This window comes from Vulcanococcus sp. Clear-D1, assembly GCF_014654725.1.
Lineage (GTDB): Bacteria > Cyanobacteriota > Cyanobacteriia > PCC-6307 > Cyanobiaceae > Vulcanococcus.
This window is the reverse complement of record NZ_JACVZV010000018.1, coordinates 338,636-354,685: the sequence shown is the minus strand read 5'-3', so window position 1 is coordinate 354,685 and position 16,050 is coordinate 338,636. Positions and strand designations below refer to the sequence as shown.

Annotated in this window: 16 protein-coding genes; 10 read left to right on the top strand and 6 right to left on the bottom strand. The window is 66.4% G+C overall.

The window, feature by feature from the left end:
- Window position 1: 1 nt before the first annotated feature.
- Complete coding sequence (gene ligA / locus H9532_RS08640) at window positions 2-2,077, top strand: NAD-dependent DNA ligase LigA (RefSeq protein WP_296367409.1); 2,076 nt, start codon at window positions 2-4, stop codon at window positions 2,075-2,077.
- 20 nt (window positions 2,078-2,097) lie between these two features.
- On the opposite strand, the gene H9532_RS08635 is transcribed toward ligA, so the two are convergent.
- On the bottom strand, window positions 2,098-2,403 hold the full coding sequence (locus tag H9532_RS08635; RefSeq protein ID WP_296367407.1) for a hypothetical protein: 306 nt from the start codon (window positions 2,401-2,403) through the stop codon (window positions 2,098-2,100).
- A 41-nt stretch (window positions 2,404-2,444) separates the two neighbouring features.
- Between H9532_RS08635 and H9532_RS08630 the strand changes: the two genes are divergently transcribed.
- Entirely contained in the window at window positions 2,445-2,657 is a 213-nt protein-coding gene (locus H9532_RS08630) for a hypothetical protein (RefSeq protein ID WP_296367471.1), read from the top strand.
- Here H9532_RS08630 and H9532_RS08625 read toward each other — a convergent pair.
- Complete coding sequence (locus H9532_RS08625) at window positions 2,633-3,250, bottom strand: TVP38/TMEM64 family protein (RefSeq protein WP_296367406.1); 618 nt, start codon at window positions 3,248-3,250, stop codon at window positions 2,633-2,635. The two genes, H9532_RS08630 and H9532_RS08625, sit on opposite strands and share 25 nt — an antisense overlap.
- Window positions 3,251-3,339: 89 nt before the next feature.
- On the opposite strand from H9532_RS08625, the gene H9532_RS08620 reads away from it, so the two are divergent.
- Window positions 3,340-4,845, top strand: a complete 1,506-nt coding sequence (locus H9532_RS08620) for a hypothetical protein (protein WP_296367404.1) — start codon at window positions 3,340-3,342, stop codon at window positions 4,843-4,845.
- A gap of 6 nt (window positions 4,846-4,851) precedes the next feature.
- Here the strand turns inward: H9532_RS08620 and H9532_RS08615 are convergent, their stop codons facing one another.
- Entirely contained in the window at window positions 4,852-7,677 is a 2,826-nt protein-coding gene (locus tag H9532_RS08615) for a valine--tRNA ligase (protein ID WP_296367402.1), read from the bottom strand.
- A 59-nt stretch (window positions 7,678-7,736) separates the two neighbouring features.
- Here H9532_RS08615 and H9532_RS08610 point away from each other — a divergent pair, with 59 nt between their 5' ends.
- Complete coding sequence (locus H9532_RS08610) at window positions 7,737-8,996, top strand: ABC transporter substrate-binding protein (protein ID WP_296367400.1); 1,260 nt, start codon at window positions 7,737-7,739, stop codon at window positions 8,994-8,996.
- The gene (locus H9532_RS08605; RefSeq protein WP_296367398.1) at window positions 8,993-10,249 is read left to right on the top strand and encodes a mechanosensitive ion channel domain-containing protein; all 1,257 of its coding nucleotides are present in this window, start codon (window positions 8,993-8,995) and stop codon (window positions 10,247-10,249) included. The genes H9532_RS08610 and H9532_RS08605 overlap by 4 nt, the downstream gene beginning before the upstream one ends.
- Here the strand turns inward: H9532_RS08605 and H9532_RS08600 are convergent.
- Complete coding sequence (locus tag H9532_RS08600) at window positions 10,246-10,869, bottom strand: 2OG-Fe(II) oxygenase (protein WP_296367393.1); 624 nt, start codon at window positions 10,867-10,869, stop codon at window positions 10,246-10,248. The genes H9532_RS08605 and H9532_RS08600 overlap by 4 nt on opposite strands.
- Window positions 10,869-11,327, bottom strand: coding sequence for a protein phosphatase (locus tag H9532_RS08595; protein ID WP_296367391.1), 459 nt, complete (start codon window positions 11,325-11,327; stop codon window positions 10,869-10,871). Before H9532_RS08595 ends, H9532_RS08600 begins: the two co-directional genes overlap by 1 nt.
- 56 nt (window positions 11,328-11,383) lie before the next feature.
- On the opposite strand from H9532_RS08595, the gene H9532_RS08590 reads away from it, so the two are divergent.
- Genes H9532_RS08590 through H9532_RS08570 form a run of 5 tightly spaced genes read left to right on the top strand, consistent with a single transcriptional unit; the run spans window position 11,384 to window position 15,187 of the window.
- The gene (locus H9532_RS08590; protein ID WP_296367389.1) at window positions 11,384-11,638 is read left to right on the top strand and encodes a hypothetical protein; all 255 of its coding nucleotides are present in this window, start codon (window positions 11,384-11,386) and stop codon (window positions 11,636-11,638) included.
- A gap of 14 nt (window positions 11,639-11,652) precedes the next feature.
- A complete protein-coding gene (locus tag H9532_RS08585; protein ID WP_296367387.1) occupies window positions 11,653-12,471 on the top strand; it encodes a methyltransferase domain-containing protein in 819 nt (272 codons plus the stop codon).
- A gap of 12 nt (window positions 12,472-12,483) precedes the next feature.
- A complete protein-coding gene (locus H9532_RS08580; protein ID WP_296367385.1) occupies window positions 12,484-13,383 on the top strand; it encodes an oxidoreductase in 900 nt (299 codons plus the stop codon).
- 47 nt (window positions 13,384-13,430) lie between these two features.
- Window positions 13,431-13,583, top strand: coding sequence for a hypothetical protein (locus H9532_RS08575; RefSeq protein WP_296367382.1), 153 nt, complete (start codon window positions 13,431-13,433; stop codon window positions 13,581-13,583).
- Between the two features lie 26 nt (window positions 13,584-13,609).
- Window positions 13,610-15,187 carry an NCS2 family permease gene (locus H9532_RS08570; RefSeq protein WP_296367380.1) on the top strand — a complete coding sequence of 526 codons (1,578 nt, stop codon included), beginning with the start codon at window positions 13,610-13,612 and terminating at the stop codon, window positions 15,185-15,187.
- Window positions 15,188-15,202: 15 nt separating this feature from the next.
- Here the strand turns inward: H9532_RS08570 and H9532_RS08565 are convergent, their stop codons facing one another.
- The gene (locus H9532_RS08565; RefSeq protein ID WP_296367378.1) at window positions 15,203-16,048 is read right to left on the bottom strand and encodes an NAD-dependent epimerase/dehydratase family protein; all 846 of its coding nucleotides are present in this window, start codon (window positions 16,046-16,048) and stop codon (window positions 15,203-15,205) included.
- Between the last annotated feature and the right edge of the window lie 2 nt (window positions 16,049-16,050).

The window sequence follows — 16,050 nt, the reverse complement described above, 5'->3', positions numbered from 1 at the left end:
TGTGAGCAGCGCCACAGCCAACCACCGCGCCAGTGAACTGCGGCAGCTGCTCAACCGCGCGGCTCATGCGTATTACGTGCTGGATGCTCCTGAGATGGAGGATCCGGTCTACGACCGGCTCTACCGCGAGCTCCTCGACCTCGAAGCCGCCCATCCCGAGCTGATCGCGCCAGACAGTCCCACACAACGCGTGGGAGGGGTGCCAGCCCAGGGCTTCCAGAGCGTGCGCCATCGCATCGGCCTGCTCAGCCTCGACAACGCCTTCAATCCCGAAGAGCTACAGGCCTGGTATGCGCGTCTGCTCAAGGTGCTCGACCGTGAACCCACCACCGCGCTGCCGATGGTGGGCGAGCTCAAGATCGACGGCAACGCCCTAGCGCTCAGCTACGAGCACGGGGTTCTGGTGCGGGCCGCTACCCGCGGCGACGGCGAACAAGGCGAGGAGATCACCGCCAACGTGCGCACGATCGGATCGGTGCCCCTTCGGCTGCAGCTGGAGCACCCACCGGAATGGCTGGACGTGCGGGGTGAGGCCTTCATCCCTGATGGCACCTTCGCGGCCATCAATGCGGAACGGGAGGCGCGAGGCGAAGCCCTGTTTGCTAACCCCCGCAACGCCTGCGCCGGCACCCTGCGCCAACTCGATCCCAAGGTGGTGGCAGCACGCCGCCTTGATTTCTTCGCCTACACGCTGCATCTGCCGCCGGGCTGGCAAACCTCCGGCACCGATGCACCGCTGCCCTCCAGCCAGTGGGAGTCGCTGCAGTGGCTGAAGGCCGCCGGCTTCAAGGTGAATCCCAACGCCGAATTGCTGCCGGATCTCGCCGCCGTGGAGGCCTTCTTCCAGAGGTGGGATTCAGGGCGCCGCCAGCTCGACTACGCCACCGACGGCGTGGTGGTGAAGCTGAACGATCTGCAGCTGCAGGATGCAGCCGGCTTCACCCAGAAAGCCCCGCGCTGGGCCATCGCCCTCAAATACCCCGCTGAAGAAGCCCCCAGCAAGCTGCTGCGCCTGGCCTGCCAGGTGGGCCGCACGGGGTTGGTGACCCCTGTGGCGGAATTCGAACCCGTGCCCCTGGCCGGCACCAGCGTTAGCCGCGCCACGCTCCACAACGCCGATCGCCTAGCGGCGCTCGATCTGCACGCCGGCGACACGATCGTGGTGCGCAAAGCCGGCGAGATCATCCCTGAGGTGGTGCGGGTGCTGGCGGAGCTGCGGCCGGCCGGCGCCCAGCGCCTCGAGCTGCCCCACACCTGCCCGGAATGCAGCTCAGAGCTGGTGCGCGAGGAAGGGGAAGCGGCCACCCGCTGTGTGAACAGCAGCTGCCCGGCGATCCTGCGCGGCGCCTTACGCCACTGGGTGAGCAAGGGCGCCCTGGATGTGGATGGGCTCGGCAGCAAATTGATCGAGCAGCTGGTGGATCGCGGCTTGGTGGGCTCGATCGCCGACCTCTACCGACTGGATGAAGCGCTGCTGGCCAGCCTGGAGCGGATGGGCAGCAGGAGCGCCGACAACCTTGTTGCCGCGCTGGAAGCGTCCAAAGCCCAGCCCTGGCATCGGCAGCTCTATGGCCTGGGGATCCACCACGTGGGCGAGGTGAATGCCAAAGCGCTGGCCGCCGCCTTCCCCAGCGCCGCGGAGCTGGCCACCGCGGCCAGCGACACGCCGGAGCTGATCACAGCGGTGTATGGCATCGGCGACGAGATCGCCCAGAGCCTGCAGCAGTGGTTCGCCACCCCTGCCAACCAGGCGCTGCTGGGTGACCTTGAACGCCTCGGATTCTCCCTGGCCAGCAGCGACGAAGAACTCGCAGCGGCGGCCGAACGGGCCTCAGCCGGCAACAGCTCCCTCAGCGGCCAGACGTTTGTGCTCACCGGCACGCTGCCCTCGCTCAGCCGCAGCGAAGCCAAGGCGCTGATTGAAGCCGCGGGCGGCAAGGTGAGCGGATCGGTGAGCAAAAAAACGAGCTACGTGGTGGCCGGCGAGGAGGCCGGCAGCAAGCTCAGCAAAGCCGAAATCCTGGGGGTCACAGTGCTGGATGAAGCAGGGCTCAAGGCCCTGCTCGACGCTGCCTGATCAGGCTCCGCTGCAGGCGCTCAACGGAAGCCGGCCCGGTTCACAGGGCCGCCGGCGTTGGGGCCCACCCCCGGGCCAGCCGCCGGACGAACACCAGCACCAGGGGCGCCGTAGCCAACGCCCGGCGTGGGATTCACCACCGGACCACCAGGGGCCGCCACCGGGCGGCCGTAAACCCGAACCGGAGCCGCCTCCACCTCCACACAACCAGGCGGATAACCAGGGCCGGTGCACACCACAGCGGCCTGCACGGCACCGGCGGTGAGGGCAGTTGCGGCCAGAGCGCCCGCGTTGGTGAGCCAGCGATGCAGCAGACGACGTCCCATGGCGGATGGCCTCAGAGCCTTGATCCTGCCAGCGGCTGCGGGTGAGCGCCATCCTGGAGTGGTGCCAGGGCAACGCTGCGATGACATCTCCTGCCATCCACCGCTGGATCAAAACCGAATGCGGCCGCGCCAAATACGCCGAGCTGGCCACGCGGCGCGGGGCGCTGGCCCGCTTGCGCCTGGGGTGGTTTGTGCTGATCGCCGCCTTGCGCGACTGGCCGCTGCCGAATCAGCCCGGCGGCTCCGCGTCCTGAAGCGCCTGGCGGGCCGCCCGACCCACGAGCCACACGACCGCCACCGTGGCAACGATGCCCACGATGCGCAGGGTCCAGGTGGCCGGATCAGCCTCACCGCTCAGCACGTCGCCGAAGCGAGCCACGTCGCCCGCCAGCGCGCCAAGTCCGCAGAACAGGATCGTGCCCGGCAGGATGCCGATCAAGCCGATCGTGTAATCGCGCAGGCTCACCTCGCTGAGGCCATAGGCGAGGTTGAGCAGCGAGAAGGGAAAGGCGGGTGAGAGGCGGGTGAGCAACACCAGCTTCAGGCCCTCACGGCTCACGGCTCGCTCCACGGCCTGCAGTTTTGGCAGCGCCGCCAAGCGTTGCTGAGCCCAGCTACGCAACCACGTGCGACCCAGCAGAAACGCCGCCTCCGCCCCAAGGCAGGCCCCTACAAACACGATCAGGCTGCCCCACCAGGTGCCGTAGAGGGCTCCGGCCAGCATCGAGGCCCAGACCCCCGGCAGCAGCAGCGTTACCCAGAGGGCATAGAGCGGCACGAAGGCGATGGCCCCGGCGGGGGATTGCAACGCCGACAGATGACCGTGGAGATCGATGCCGGGGATCACCTGTGAACAACTTGGGCGACTGCAGCATGACGCGCTGACAAGACAGTCGAGCCTTCCCAGATTGAGAGCCAGGCATCACCCGTGCAGCCATGGCCAGCTCCGGCAACGACATCCCGTTGAGCTCAAGTGATCAGACACCCACCTCCAGCCCGATCCAAAGCTGGAGTGAAAACTATGGGGTCACGCTGCAGCAGCTCACGGGTCGACGTGCGCCGTTCCCAACCCTGCAGTCGTTCAGTGCTGCCCAAACGCGCCGCGGAGAGTGGGTGCTGTTCGGCGGCCGCACCAATGGCTTGCACAACTTTCCGGAGGCGAGCCAGTCCGACAACGGCAAAACCGCCTTCCCTCCCGCCTACCAGAACGAGCGGGTCTGGGTCTATGACCCGCAGCGTGATCGCAGCTGGTCCAAACCCCTCTCCAAATCAGGCCTGAGCGCCGGCAAACAACTGTCGCTCTCCACAACCAACGCCGAAGACCTCCAACAGGGTGATGTGCTGTTCCACGTGGGCGGCTACGTCTACGACAAAGCCAACGACAGCTTCCAGACACGCAATCGCCTCAGCGCCATCGACCTCAGCGCCCTGAGCGCCTGGGTGAAGGGAAAGACCAAACAGCTACCCGGCAACGCCGTGCTCTCCACTGCAGGCAAGCCGATGCAGGTGAACGGTCAGGACACGCATTACTTCGCGGTAACAGGTGGAGATCTGCTGGCAGGGGAGAACAGCAACCAGGCGCAGCTGATCTTCGGCCAAGACTTCCAGACAGGCTACGGCGATGAAGCAACAACTGTGCAGATCTATACGCAGCAGGTGCGCAACTTCACCATCCACTACGACCGCGACCAACGAAAACTTGGCTATACAAACAATGGCGTTTCTGATCCCAACCAGAGCAAGTACAACCGGCGAGATGGCAATGTCGTCACGCAGCTGTCCCTGAATCAGAAGCAACAAATCAAACAACAGGGTGAAGCGATCGGCGGCGTGTTCTATGGCGGTGCAGGGGTCTACACCGTTCCCGCCCAGATCGACCTGATCACGGGGCAGCCGACCATGGCCAACCCCGATGATGCCGCCACCTTCCGGCAGGGAATCAACCAATACACCGCCGCCAATGTGGGACTGTTCTCGCGCCAAGAGAACAGCCAAACGAATCTGGTCTTTGGCGGGATCTCAGCGCTCACCCTCGATCCCAATGGCGATCCCTTCTTCAACAGCGAGAACCCCTACCCCTTCACCTCTCAGATCGCCGCGATCAAGCGCAATGCCAAAGGCGAATGGTCGCAATCCATCCCAGGTAGCTATCCAGCCCTCAGCACCGCGAGCGGTGAACCGCTGACCTTCGGCGCCTCCTCGGCCTTTATCCCGCTCGCGAAGGGGCAAGACCCACGGGTTCGCTATCTCGCCGATGGTGTTGTTGATCTCGACCGCTTGCGCCGGCGGAGCGACCCCGGGGAATCAGTGCTGATCGGCTACGCGGTGGGAGGCATCAAGTCGCAACTAGCCGACGACTTCAATGACCCCACCACCTACGGCAGCACCAACTGGACCCAGGCTTCGGGCGAGATCTTCAAGGTGATGATCACGCCCAACTGACCAGGCTCAACCCAGATCCGCCAGGCGCTTGCGGGCCAACTCCGCCTGGGCCTCCGCCTCAGCCAGGTTGGCCTTGCACTCCGCCACCACCTCCGGCGGAGCTTTGTCCGCAAAGTTGGGGTTGGCGAGGCGGCCAGCGAGGCCCTTGATCTCCTTGTCGGCCTTGGCGATGTCTTTCTCAAGGCGGGCGCGCAGGGCCTCCAGGTCCACCAGGCCTTCGATCGGCAGCAGCACCTGCAGCTCGCCGCTCACGCCCGCCAGCGCCTTGGTGGCGGGATTGGCCTCCGCCGCGGCCGGATCCAGCACCTCCACCCGTTCGGCGCGGGTGAGAGCCGTGATGTCAGCGGTGGCGGCGCTGAGCACCCCAGCAAGCGCGCTGCGACCGGTCACGAAGCGCACGGGCACGCTCTGGCTTGGCTTGAGGCCTGCCACGGCCCGCAGGTTGCGCACCACGCGGATCGCCTCGATCAGATCGGCGAACGACGACTCGAGCTCGTCGTTGAGGGCGGCTTCATCGAGTTGCGGCCAGGGCTGAAGAGCGAGGAAGGTTTCCTCACTGGCGCCGGTGAGACCGTGCCAGAGCTCTTCGGTGAGGTGCGGCATCAGCGGCTGGAGCATCACCAGCAACTCGTTGAGCGCCTTGGCCAGCACCTGGCGGGCGGTGCGCTGATCGGCCAGTGCCGCCTCGCGGGCAGCGCCCTCCAACTCAACCGGCACCTGCAAGCGCCGCTTGATCAGCTCCACGTACCAATCGCACACCTCGTTCCAGGCGAACTCATACAGACCCTTGGCGGCTTCGCCGAGGCCGTAGTTGCCGTAGCGCTCGGCCGTTTCGCGGTTCACGCGCGCCAGGCGGGAGAGAATCCAGCGATCGGCCAGCTGCAACGCGGCGGGATCCGGTTCCCCCAGGCTCGCCGGCGTTTCGCCATCGAGGTTCATCAGCGCAAAGCGCGTGACATTCCACAGCTTGTTGGCGAAATTGCGGGAGGCCTCCACCGTGGCGGAGGTGTCGGACTTGCGGTCGTAGTCCAGGCGAATGTCCTGACCCGCGCCAGCCACCTCGCGCACCAGGGCGAAGCGCAGGGCATCAGCGCCGTAGCGATCGATCAGCAGCAGCGGGTCGATGCCATTGCCCGCCGATTTGCTCATCTTGCGGTTGTTCTCATCGCGCACCAGGCCGTGGATGTACACGTCCTGGAAGGGCATCTGGCCGGTGAAGGCGCCGGCCATCATCGTCATCCGGGCCACCCAGAAAAAGATGATGTCGAAGCCCGTCACCAGCACGCTGGTGGGGTACCAGCGCTGCAGATCGGCGGCCTCAGCGTTGGGCCAGCCCAGGGTGGAGAAGGGCCAAAGGCCGCTGGAGAACCAGGTGTCGAGGGCGTCGGGATCCTGCTCGAGCACCACGGGATGGGCATGGGTGCCGCCACTGAATTGGGCTTCAGCCTTCTGGCGGGCTTCAGCTGCGTTGCGGGCCACCACGTAGGGCGTGGTGTCGGTGATGGCACCGCCGGTTTCGCTCACCACAAACCAGGCCGGGATGCGGTGCCCCCACCAGAGCTGGCGGGAGATGCACCAGTCGCGGATGTCGGTGAGCCAGTCGCGGTAGACCTTGCTCCAACGCTCCGGCACGAAGCGCGGATCGGCGTTCTCCAGAGCCTCGCGGCAACGGGCCGCCAGGGGCTCGGTCTTCACGAACCACTGGGTGGAGAGCAGCGGCTCCACCGGCACCTTGCCGCGATCGGAGAAGGGCACGCTGTGGCGATAGTCCTCCACCTTCACCAGGAAGCCTTCCTCCTCCATCGCGGCCACCACGGCCTTGCGAGCCTCGAAGCGATCGAGCCCCTGGAAGCGGCCGGCGGCTTCGTTCATCGAGCCGTCCTTGGCCATCACCGTGATCAAAGGCAGCGCATGGCGCTGCCCAATCGCGAAGTCGTTGGGGTCGTGGGCGGGGGTCACCTTCACGCAGCCGGTGCCGAACTCGGCGTCCACGTGGTCGTCGGCCACGATCGGGATCTCGCGGCCCACCAGGGGCAGGGTGAGGGTCTGGCCCACCAACGCCGCGTAGCGCGGGTCTTTGGGATTCACCGCCACGGCTGTATCACCCAGCAGGGTTTCGGGGCGGGTGGTGGCCACTTCCAGGAAGCCGCCGCCGGCCGTGAGCGGATAGCGGAAATGCCAGAGGTGACCATCCACCTCCTTCATCTCCACCTCCAGATCACTCACCGCGGAGCCCGAGGCGGGGCACCAGTTCACCAGGTATTCACCCCGGTAGATCAACCCCTGCTCATGCAGCCGGTTGAAGGCCTCAATCACCGCTTCGCTGCAGCCGGCGTCGAGGGTGAAGCGCTCGCGCTGCCAATCAACGGAATAACCCAGGCGGCGCAGCTGGCCCACGATCGTGCCGCCGCTCTGGGCCTTCCATTCCCAGGCCTTCTCGAGGAACGCCTCTCGGCCCAGATCTTCTTTGCGCTTGCCGTCAGCCTTGAGCTGCTTTTCGAGGATCGTCTGCACGGCGATCGAAGCGTGATCCGTGCCGGGCAAACACAGAACGTTCTTGCCGCGCAGGCGCTGGAAGCGCACGATCGTGTCGATCAGGGCCGTGTTGAAGGCATGGCCCATGTGCAGGCTGCCGGTGACGTTCGGCGGCGGGATCACCACCGAGAACGGTTCACCGGGTGCACTGGGATCCGGGTGAAAGGCGCCGCTGGTTTCCCAGGCCTGCTGCCAGCGCGCTTCGGTGCCCACCGGGTCGTAGGTCTTGGGCAGGGCCTCCGCAGCGGTGGCAGGTGCAGCAGCGGCGGCCTCGGTCACAGTGGTGCGTGATGGCATGTCCGGCCATGCTCGCAAAACGGCCCAGAGCCAGGATGATGGGCGCGCTACAGGGTTCCATGGGCCTGCTCTCCGCGCTGCGATCCCGGCGAAGCCGTCACCTCGGCCTGTGGGCCAGCCTGATCAGCAGTGCAGCGCTGGCGGGCTGCAGCGCAGTGCCTCAGCTCCCCAACGTGCTCTACCTGGCGATTGGGATGAGCGCCGATCAGGCGATTGATGGGGAAGCCCATCAAGAGGTGCAGGATCGCCTCGCGCCGCTGGAGCAGGGCTACCGCCAACTGCACCCCTCCACACGTTTTCAGTTCAGCCTGTATCCCGAAACCGACCTCGGCAAAACGATTCGCGATCGCACCCAATCAGGCCTCGGCCCCGATCTGCTGTTCTTGAACGGGGCAACGGCACTGAAACTCTTGGACGACGGCCTGGTGGACCCCTACCCCGCCAACGCGCGGGACACCGCCCAGTTCAACCCAGGGGACCTCGACCGCATCCGCGACCGTCGCGGCCGACTGGCGGGTATCCCGGTGCTGGTGCAGACGCAGGTGGCCTGCTTCAACCGCAAACAACTGGCCACACCGCCCGCAACGCTCGATGAGCTGCTGGCTGCCAGCGCGAAGGGTCGTCGGATCGGCCTGAGCGCCGATGTGATCAATCTCTTCTGGACGGCCGGCAGTCTCGGAGCCGTGGAGAGCATCACCAACGTGGTGAAAGGGAACCCTATCGAGCAGCAGGAGCTGAACACGCTGATCCGCTGGCTGGCCTGGTTGCAAAACGCCAACAATCAGCTAAGGGTCACTTTTTATCCCAACCAGCAGACCGTGATCTCAGAGTTTCTGACTGGTCGCCTGGATTGGATTCCCTGCAACTCAGTCAGCCTGCCGCGGCTACGCCAGCGACTGGGGCCCCATCTTGGGGTTAGCCCCCTTCCCGATGGCGTGGGAGGAGCAGCGAGTCCGGTGAACCGCTTGCGGGTGCTGGCCCTGGGCCGCAGCTCGAGCAGCGCCGGACGCGCCCGAGCCCTGGCATTCAGCCGTTTCAGCACCAATCCCATGGTCCAGCGTGTGCTGACCCTCGGATCCCAAACCGTTTTACCGGCCAACCGCTTCGTCAAGGTGCCCGTTCAGAGCTCCGAGGTGCTGGAGGCCATGGAGACGTCGCAGCAGGAGAGCCATGTGATCTCGTCGTTCCTGGAATCGATCCATGCCGGGGATTCCAGGATGAACAAGGTTCAGGCTGAACTCACCATCTTGCTGTTCGGCGAACGCAGTCCTGAGGAGGTGGCGGCAACCCTGGTGACCGCCTTTCAGAGGTCCCAATGAGACAACTACTGCTGGAGGTCTTCGGCTGGCTTGGCTACCTAGAGCGGCCTGAGGTGCTGCTTCAGCTGGTGTTGGTGGTTGGGCTGATGCTGGGGACCCGCCTGGCCCGTCGACGCCGGCTGATTCCCGGTTGGCCATCACTGGCCTATGCGCCTCTGGGGCTCAGCGCGCTGGGGGTAGTCACGCTGGCGCTGGCGGCCTTCGGCCAGCCCTATGGCCTCTGCCGGCAGCTGGGCATCATCTGGCTGGGCTGGTATGGCCTGCATCTGCTGCACCCGCTCCTGTTGCGTTGGCTGCCGGAGGAGCGGGTGCATCAACTCGAAAGCCGACTGCTTCGGCCAGGGTTTCTCCTGGTGTCGGCCCTGGCTCTGATCAAAGAGGTGGACAGCGTGAACGATTTGGCCGTCACGCGCCTCGGAGACGTGTTCGGCGTTTCGATCAGCACTGGAGAACTGTTCAAGGCGGTCGTGGTGATCTACCTGGTGCTGGTGGGCTGTGGGCCACCAGCAGCAGCCCTGGCCTGGCTGGTGCAGCGGGCCGTGGGTCTGAGCGATGGCAGCCGTAAGGCGATGGAACTGATGCTGCGCTACGCGGTCGTGGGGATCGGGCTGGTCGCCGTTGCGGTGCAACTAGGGCTCAACACCACAGCCCTGATCGCGGTCGCCGGGGGGCTGTCCGTGGGCCTGGGCTTCGGCATCAAAGAAGTGTTCTCCAACTTCGTGAGCGGGATCTGGCTGTTGTTTGAGGGCTCCGTGCGGCCTGGAGAGGTGCTGATGCTCGATGGGGACCCCTGTGAGGTGCGCCACCTGGGGCTGCGGGCCACGCTGCTCTGGCGCGACCGTGACAACGCCGAGCTGCTGATCCCCAACCAGACCTTTTTCACCGAGGCCGCCACCAGCTACACCGCCAGCGACCGAATGCGGCGCAGCCAGGTGAGCGTGGGCGCCGCTTATCACCACGAGCCTGCCGAGGTGATCGCCCTGCTGGAAGCCACCGCCCAACAGGTGCCGCGGGTGCTGGCCAACCCGGCCCCCAAAGCACTGCTGCTCAGCTACGGCGATTCAGCAATCAACTACGCCCTGCGCTTCTGGATCGCCAACCCGATGGACAACGTAGGAATCTGCAGTGAGGTAAACCAGGCCATCTGGCATGCCTTCAAGGCCCACAACATCGAGATCCCATTCCCGCAGCAGGTGGAGTATTCGATGGTGTGGCCGCCGGAGCAACACAAACCCAACACCGAACACCGCTAACCGCTGGCCAGGCGCGCAAGGTATGCGTCGCGGCTGCCGGCATTGATCCAACCCGTGGCAATCGTTTTGCTGTGGCTGTGATTCACCCGGCCGCGGTGGATGTGAGAGGGGCCGGCGGGAAAGATCACGAGCTTGCCCCGCTCCGCCGCTTCGTGATGGCCCTGCCAGTGAAACTCTGTGCCCGCGTCGTCCACGCTGTTGCAATAGAGAATCCAGGCCAACACCCGGTGCACAGGCTCCGTGGCCTCGTCGCTCATGGTCCAGTCGCAGTGCCAACGCTTGAACCCTTCGCCCGGGGCATAGCGCTGCAGATTGAAGATCGGATTCACAAACAACTGCTGCTCAGGGCAGCAGTCGCGAAACAGGGGCCGCTCTTGCAGGTAGCGCTCCAAACCAGCGCTGACGCCGCGCAGGATCACCTCGGCCAAGGCGAAGGCCTCAGGGTCGCTGCGATCAAGCGCCACCAGGCTGATATCCGTCGACACCTTGGCGGGCTCGCCGCCGTCCGGTCCGAAGGCCACACCGGGGCGTTGCAGATCAGCGCGGCGCTCAAAGAAGGCCATCACGCCATCAGCCAGTGCTTCAAAGCCGCCATTGCGATATCGGGCGATCAGCTCCATCAGCGGCTCTCCAACCAAGGCACCACCACCACCGCATCCAGCTGCTGCCAGCGGGCCTGATCGGCTGGCAGGTGGGTGGTCAGACCCACCCGCTCAAACGCCTGGGCAATGCGCTGGTTCTGCAGCACCTCCTCTGCCGGGCCCTGCGGAAGCACCAGCACCTGCTGCTCTGCCGGGTCGGCCATGAGCTGCAGCTCAAGGTCTCCCAGCTCCCGTTCAAAAAACACCCGCCGCAGACGACCCATCTGCAGTGAGCCGATCGCTTCGGCGAAGGCCTTCAAACCCGCCTCATCTCCGCTGCAGCCGCAATTGAGGGCCAGCCAGATCAGCAGCTTGGCCCAGCTCTCCTGGCTCCAGAGCGGCGGAAAGCTCTCCCGGTGCTGACGCACCAGTTCCGCCAGGGCGAAGTCCACCAGGGTGGCCTGGAGGGCCACAGGGTCAGGGGATTGCATCGTCATAGTGCCCATCCTCCCCACTGGCCGGCAGACTGCAGGGAGCTGCGCCCGCATCTGCGATGGCCCTGGACTTCAACGATCCCGATCTGGAGTTCTCCGATCTGGTGTACGCCTACCAGAGCTGGGTGATGGCGGTGATCAACGATGAAAAGCTCGAGGGCGAGAAGCTGCTCAGCGACGAAATCACCGACGACGCCCTCAGCGCCATGCGCTTCCTGCCCGGTGAGGTGACCGCGGCGATTGAAACCAGCCTGGCCCGCGTTTACGACGTAGATCCCGACGAACTGGCCGGTCTGCTGTTCCCTGAGGACTGAGCTCCACCACCCTGATGGGCGACTCCAGCTACCTGCTCGGTACCCACACCGAGGAGCTGGAGCGCCTTCGGTTCCAGCACGAGCTCTGGCTGCCCGCGGCCCGGGCGGCCTGGCAGCGCGCCGGCCTCGCCCCAGGGCTGCGGGTCCTCGATGTGGGCGCCGGCCCTGGTTTTGCGGCCATGGATCTGGCACGGATCGTGGGACCCACGGGCCGGGTGCTGGGACTGGAACTCAGCGATGCGTATGTGGCTGCCGGACAAGCCATGGCCCGCAGCGACCAGCTGCCCCAACTGGAGCTGCGTCAACACCATCTGTTGCGCGATCCGTGGCCAGCTGAAGGCTTCGATCTGGCCTGGTGCCGCTGGGTCGCGATGTTCCTTCCCGATCTGGATCCCCTGATCACGGGGCTGGAGCACAGCCTCCGCCTCGGCGGCCAGCTGGTGCTGCACGAATACGTCCATTGGGACAGCTTCGGGCTTCACCCCGGTGGCCGCGCCATCGCTCGCTTCGGCCAGGCCTGCCAGCGCAGTTTCCGCGAGGCCGGCGGCGATCCCGATGTGAACCGGCGGCTACCCGCGCTGCTGGCAGCCCGGGGCTGGCGCATCGAAGCGCTGCAGCCCTTGCCCGTTGCCGGCGACAGCCACTCGATGGCAGGCCAGTGGATGCAGCGCTTTGTGGAGGTGTACGGCGCGCGCCTGCAGGAACTGGCGTTGTGGAACAGCGGTGATGCCGCCGACGCCAGCGAGGAGATCGCTGCAGCCGCCGCTGATCCCGGCAGCTTTTGGGTGGGGCCCACACTGCTGGAAGTGAGGGCGACACGATTGGCGAGCTGAACTTCCGCCGCCATGCCCTGGACCTGCGCCGACATCCCCGATCAGAGCGGCCGCACCGCCCTGATCACGGGCGCCAACAGCGGCCTGGGGCTTGAAACAGCCCGGGCACTGGCCCAGCGAGGGGCGCGTGTGGTGGTGGCCTGCCGCAGCCTGACCAAAGCGGAAGCCACCTGTCAGGACCTGGCCGGCGATGGCGGAGGCGAGCTGATCCCACTCGAGCTCAACCTCGCCGATCTAGCCAGCGTGCGCCATGGAGCTGCCGAGATCGCCGCGCGCTGGAGCGCCATCGATCTGCTGATCAACAACGCCGGGGTCATGGCCCCGCCTCGCCAGCTGAGCGCCCAGGGGTTCGAGCTGCAGTTCGCCGTGAATCACCTGGGGCACTTCGCTCTCACCCAGCAGCTCCTGCCCGTGCTGCGGCCGGGGGCCCGGGTGGTGCATGTGAGCTCCGGGGCGAGCTACTTCGGCCGCATCGCCTTCGATGATCTGCAGGGCGAACAGCGCTACGACGCCTGGGCCGCCTACGCCCAGAGCAAGCTGGCCAACGTGATGACGGCCCTCGAGCTGCAGCGCCGGCTGGATGCCCAGGGTGCAGAGGTGCGTTCGATCGCGGCTCATCCCGGCCTGGCCCGCACCAACCTGCAGCCCACCTCTGTGGCGGCCCGCGGCTCCCGGGTGGAAGCCCTGGCCTACCGCCTGATGGACCCGCTGTTCCAGAGCGCCGCCATGGGCGCCCTACCCCAGCTGTTTGCCGCCACGGCACCTGCAGCCAAACCCGGCGGCTTCTACGGCCCCGGCGGTCTGGGCAACCTCAAGGGCTATCCCAAGGCCTGCCGCATCGCACCGGCGGCACTCGATGCCGCGGCCTGCACACGGCTCTGGGACGTGAGTGAGGAGCTCTGCCGCGGCTGAAGCGTGGAGCCACGGGGAATGCTCCATGCAGTGCGCCACTGCCCGCCATGCCCCCGCGTCTCAACCCCACCCCGCCCTCGGTGCTTGCACTGCTGCGCCGCCCTGACCCCGAAGACTGGCTCGGCCCGCTGCGCCCCTGGGTGAACCTCTGCCAGCGCGGCATCGATCCCCAAGACGCTTGGCGGCAGCTGCAGCGTTAGGGGCGCAGCACAGCCATGGTGGAGCCATGACCACTCCTCTGGCCACCGGCCCCCGCTGGTTTGTCGCCGGCGACCTCGACGGCTTTCTCGGCCTGGCGCTCGACAACCTGATCCAGATCCTGTTGATCATGGGGCTCTGCGCTGGCGTACTCGGCTACCCCAGTGAGCTGTTGCTGGGCACGATCTTGCCTGCAACGGGCATCAGCCTGCTGCTGGGCAACCTTGCCTATGCCTGGCAGGCCTACCAGCTGGCGCAGGCGGAGGGGCGCAGCGATCGCACAGCGCTCCCCTACGGCATCAACACGGTGAGCCTGTTCGCCTACGTGTTTCTGGTGATGCTGCCGGTGAAGCTGGGCGCCCTCAGTGCCGGCCTGGGTCCAGCGGCTGCGGTGCGGCTTTCGTGGCAGGCAGGCATGGTGGCTTGCCTCGGCTCCGGCCTGATCGAGGCGGCGGGAGCCTTCAGCGCCCAGCTGCTGCGGCGCTGGCTGCCGCGAGCTGCGCTTCTCTCCACCCTGGCGGGCATTGCCCTGGGCTACATCGCCTTGGGATTCCTGCTGCGCACCTACGCCCAACCCGTGGTGGGCCTCACGGTGCTGGCGTTGATCCTGGTCACCTACTACGGACAGCTGCGCCTGCCGATCCCCGGTGGACTGCTGGCCGTGCTGGTGGGCATGGCCCTGGCCTGGGGCCTGGGCCTAATCCGCCTCGACCCTGTGCTCTGGCAGCAGCAACTGGGTCAGGTGGGGCTGCGCCCCCCCCATCTGGAACTGGTGGCGCTGTGGCAGGCCCGCGGCCAGCTGCTGCCCTGGTTGGGCGTGATCGTGCCGATGGGCCTGTTCAACCTGCTGGGCTCCCTGCAGAACATCGAAAGCGCTGAAGCCGCCGGCGATCGCTACCCGGTGCGCAGTTCGCTGCTGATCAATGGGCTCGGCACCATCGCCGCGGCTGCGCTGGGGGGCTGTTTCCCCACCACCCTCTACATCGGTCATCCCGCCTGGAAAGCCATGGGGGCCCGCATCGGCTACTCCTGGCTCAACGGCCTGGTGATGGGCGGCGCCTGTTTGCTCGGATTGTTCGGGCTGATCGCCCAGCTGGTGCCGATCGAGGCCGGGATGGCGATCGTGCTCTACATCGGCCTGGTGATAGCCGCGCAGGCCTTTCAGGCCACCCCCAGCGCCCATGCACCCGCCGTGGCCTTGGGACTGCTGCCCGGCCTGGCCGGCTGGGGCGCCATGCTGCTGAAAGCCGGCCTGCGGGCTGGGGGTGCCGGCAGCACCGAGCAGCCGTTTTCCGCCGCCCTGATCCGGCCGCTGCAACAGGCCGATGTGTGGGCCGCAGGTGCGTTTGCCCTGGAGCAGGGCCAGATCATCACGGCGATGTTGCTGGCGGCGATGGTGGTGTACGTGATTGAGCGCCGCTTCCTGGCCGCCAGCCTCTGTGCCGTGGTGGCCTCCGGCTGCGCCTGGCTCGGGGTGATGCACGCCTGGCGTTTCACCACCTCAGACACGGTGCTGCAGCTGGGCTGGGGCGTGGGCAGCAGCTGGGCCCTGGGCTATTTGCTGATGGCCGTGGTGTTTGGCCTAGCCAGCCGGGTCAAGCCATAACCGGCCCCAGCAGGCTCAAAAGCCGGAGAGGGTGGGGTGCAGCAGCTCGTAACCCAGGCTGCGCAGCCGGCGATTGCTGATCCGACGATCCACCATCGGCGTGGCCTCCGGCGAGGCACCGCTCCATTGCACGGGTGGCAGCTCGGCGGCGGCGCAAATTCGGTCGAGCAGCTCGGCCACACGCCAGGGCTGATCGTCCACCACATTCACGGTCTGATCCCAGGCTCCGGCCAGCGCGGCTGCCATGGCACCGGCCACATCATCGCGATGGATCCAATGGCTGTGGCTCTGGCCATCGCCGGGCCTGGTGGTACCAGCGAGTGCCTTGAAACGAGGGCTCCAATCACGGCCAGGGCCATAGATCGCGCCGAGACGCAGCACACACACCCGCCGCTGCTCGCTGCGGGCCTGCGCCAACAACTGTTCGCTCTCCACAAGCACCTCGGCATGGGCATCACGCGGCACCACCGGGGCGCTCTCATCCACCCAGCCCCCTGCAGCATCGCCATAGACGCCACAACTGCTCGTGTACACGATCTGCCGCAGTTGCGGCAGATCGGGCAACAGCGCCAACAGCGTGGTGATGCTGTCGCGATACGTGGCGGCGTACACGCCCGCATCCACCTGGCGATCTCCTCCCGGTGCCATGCAAAGCACAGCCGCATCCGCAGCCTCCAGGGCCTGCTTCAAAGCCGGAGCGTCACTGGCCTTGAGCGCCAGCACCCGATGACCGAGAGGTTCGAGCTCAGCACGGCGCTGCTCCCTCGTGGTGGTGAGGGTGAGATGGCTCTGAGCTTGAGCTCCCAAGAGCCGCGCCAAGGCCTCACCCACATAGCCGCAGCCCACGATGGTGACCCGCATCG

What these genes read in the sequence shown, in the direction of transcription:
- H9532_RS08635 (WP_296367407.1), bottom strand. Translation starts at nt 2,403, where the DNA reads ATGGGACGTCGTCTGCTGCATCGCTGGCTCACCAACGCGGGCGCTCTG.
- H9532_RS08620 (WP_296367404.1), top strand. Translation starts at nt 3,340, where the DNA reads ATGGCCAGCTCCGGCAACGACATCCCGTTGAGCTCAAGTGATCAGACA.
- H9532_RS08615 (WP_296367402.1), bottom strand. Translation starts at nt 7,677, where the DNA reads ATGCCATCACGCACCACTGTGACCGAGGCCGCCGCTGCTGCACCTGCC.
- H9532_RS08610 (WP_296367400.1), top strand. Translation starts at nt 7,737, where the DNA reads ATGGGCCTGCTCTCCGCGCTGCGATCCCGGCGAAGCCGTCACCTCGGC.
- H9532_RS08605 (WP_296367398.1), top strand. Translation starts at nt 8,993, where the DNA reads ATGAGACAACTACTGCTGGAGGTCTTCGGCTGGCTTGGCTACCTAGAG.
- H9532_RS08600 (WP_296367393.1), bottom strand. Translation starts at nt 10,869, where the DNA reads ATGGAGCTGATCGCCCGATATCGCAATGGCGGCTTTGAAGCACTGGCT.
- H9532_RS08595 (WP_296367391.1), bottom strand. Translation starts at nt 11,327, where the DNA reads ATGACGATGCAATCCCCTGACCCTGTGGCCCTCCAGGCCACCCTGGTG.
- H9532_RS08590 (WP_296367389.1), top strand. Translation starts at nt 11,384, where the DNA reads ATGGCCCTGGACTTCAACGATCCCGATCTGGAGTTCTCCGATCTGGTG.
- H9532_RS08585 (WP_296367387.1), top strand. Translation starts at nt 11,653, where the DNA reads ATGGGCGACTCCAGCTACCTGCTCGGTACCCACACCGAGGAGCTGGAG.
- H9532_RS08580 (WP_296367385.1), top strand. Translation starts at nt 12,484, where the DNA reads ATGCCCTGGACCTGCGCCGACATCCCCGATCAGAGCGGCCGCACCGCC.
- H9532_RS08575 (WP_296367382.1), top strand. Translation starts at nt 13,431, where the DNA reads ATGCCCCCGCGTCTCAACCCCACCCCGCCCTCGGTGCTTGCACTGCTG.
- H9532_RS08570 (WP_296367380.1), top strand. Translation starts at nt 13,610, where the DNA reads ATGACCACTCCTCTGGCCACCGGCCCCCGCTGGTTTGTCGCCGGCGAC.
- H9532_RS08565 (WP_296367378.1), bottom strand. Translation starts at nt 16,048, where the DNA reads ATGCGGGTCACCATCGTGGGCTGCGGCTATGTGGGTGAGGCCTTGGCG.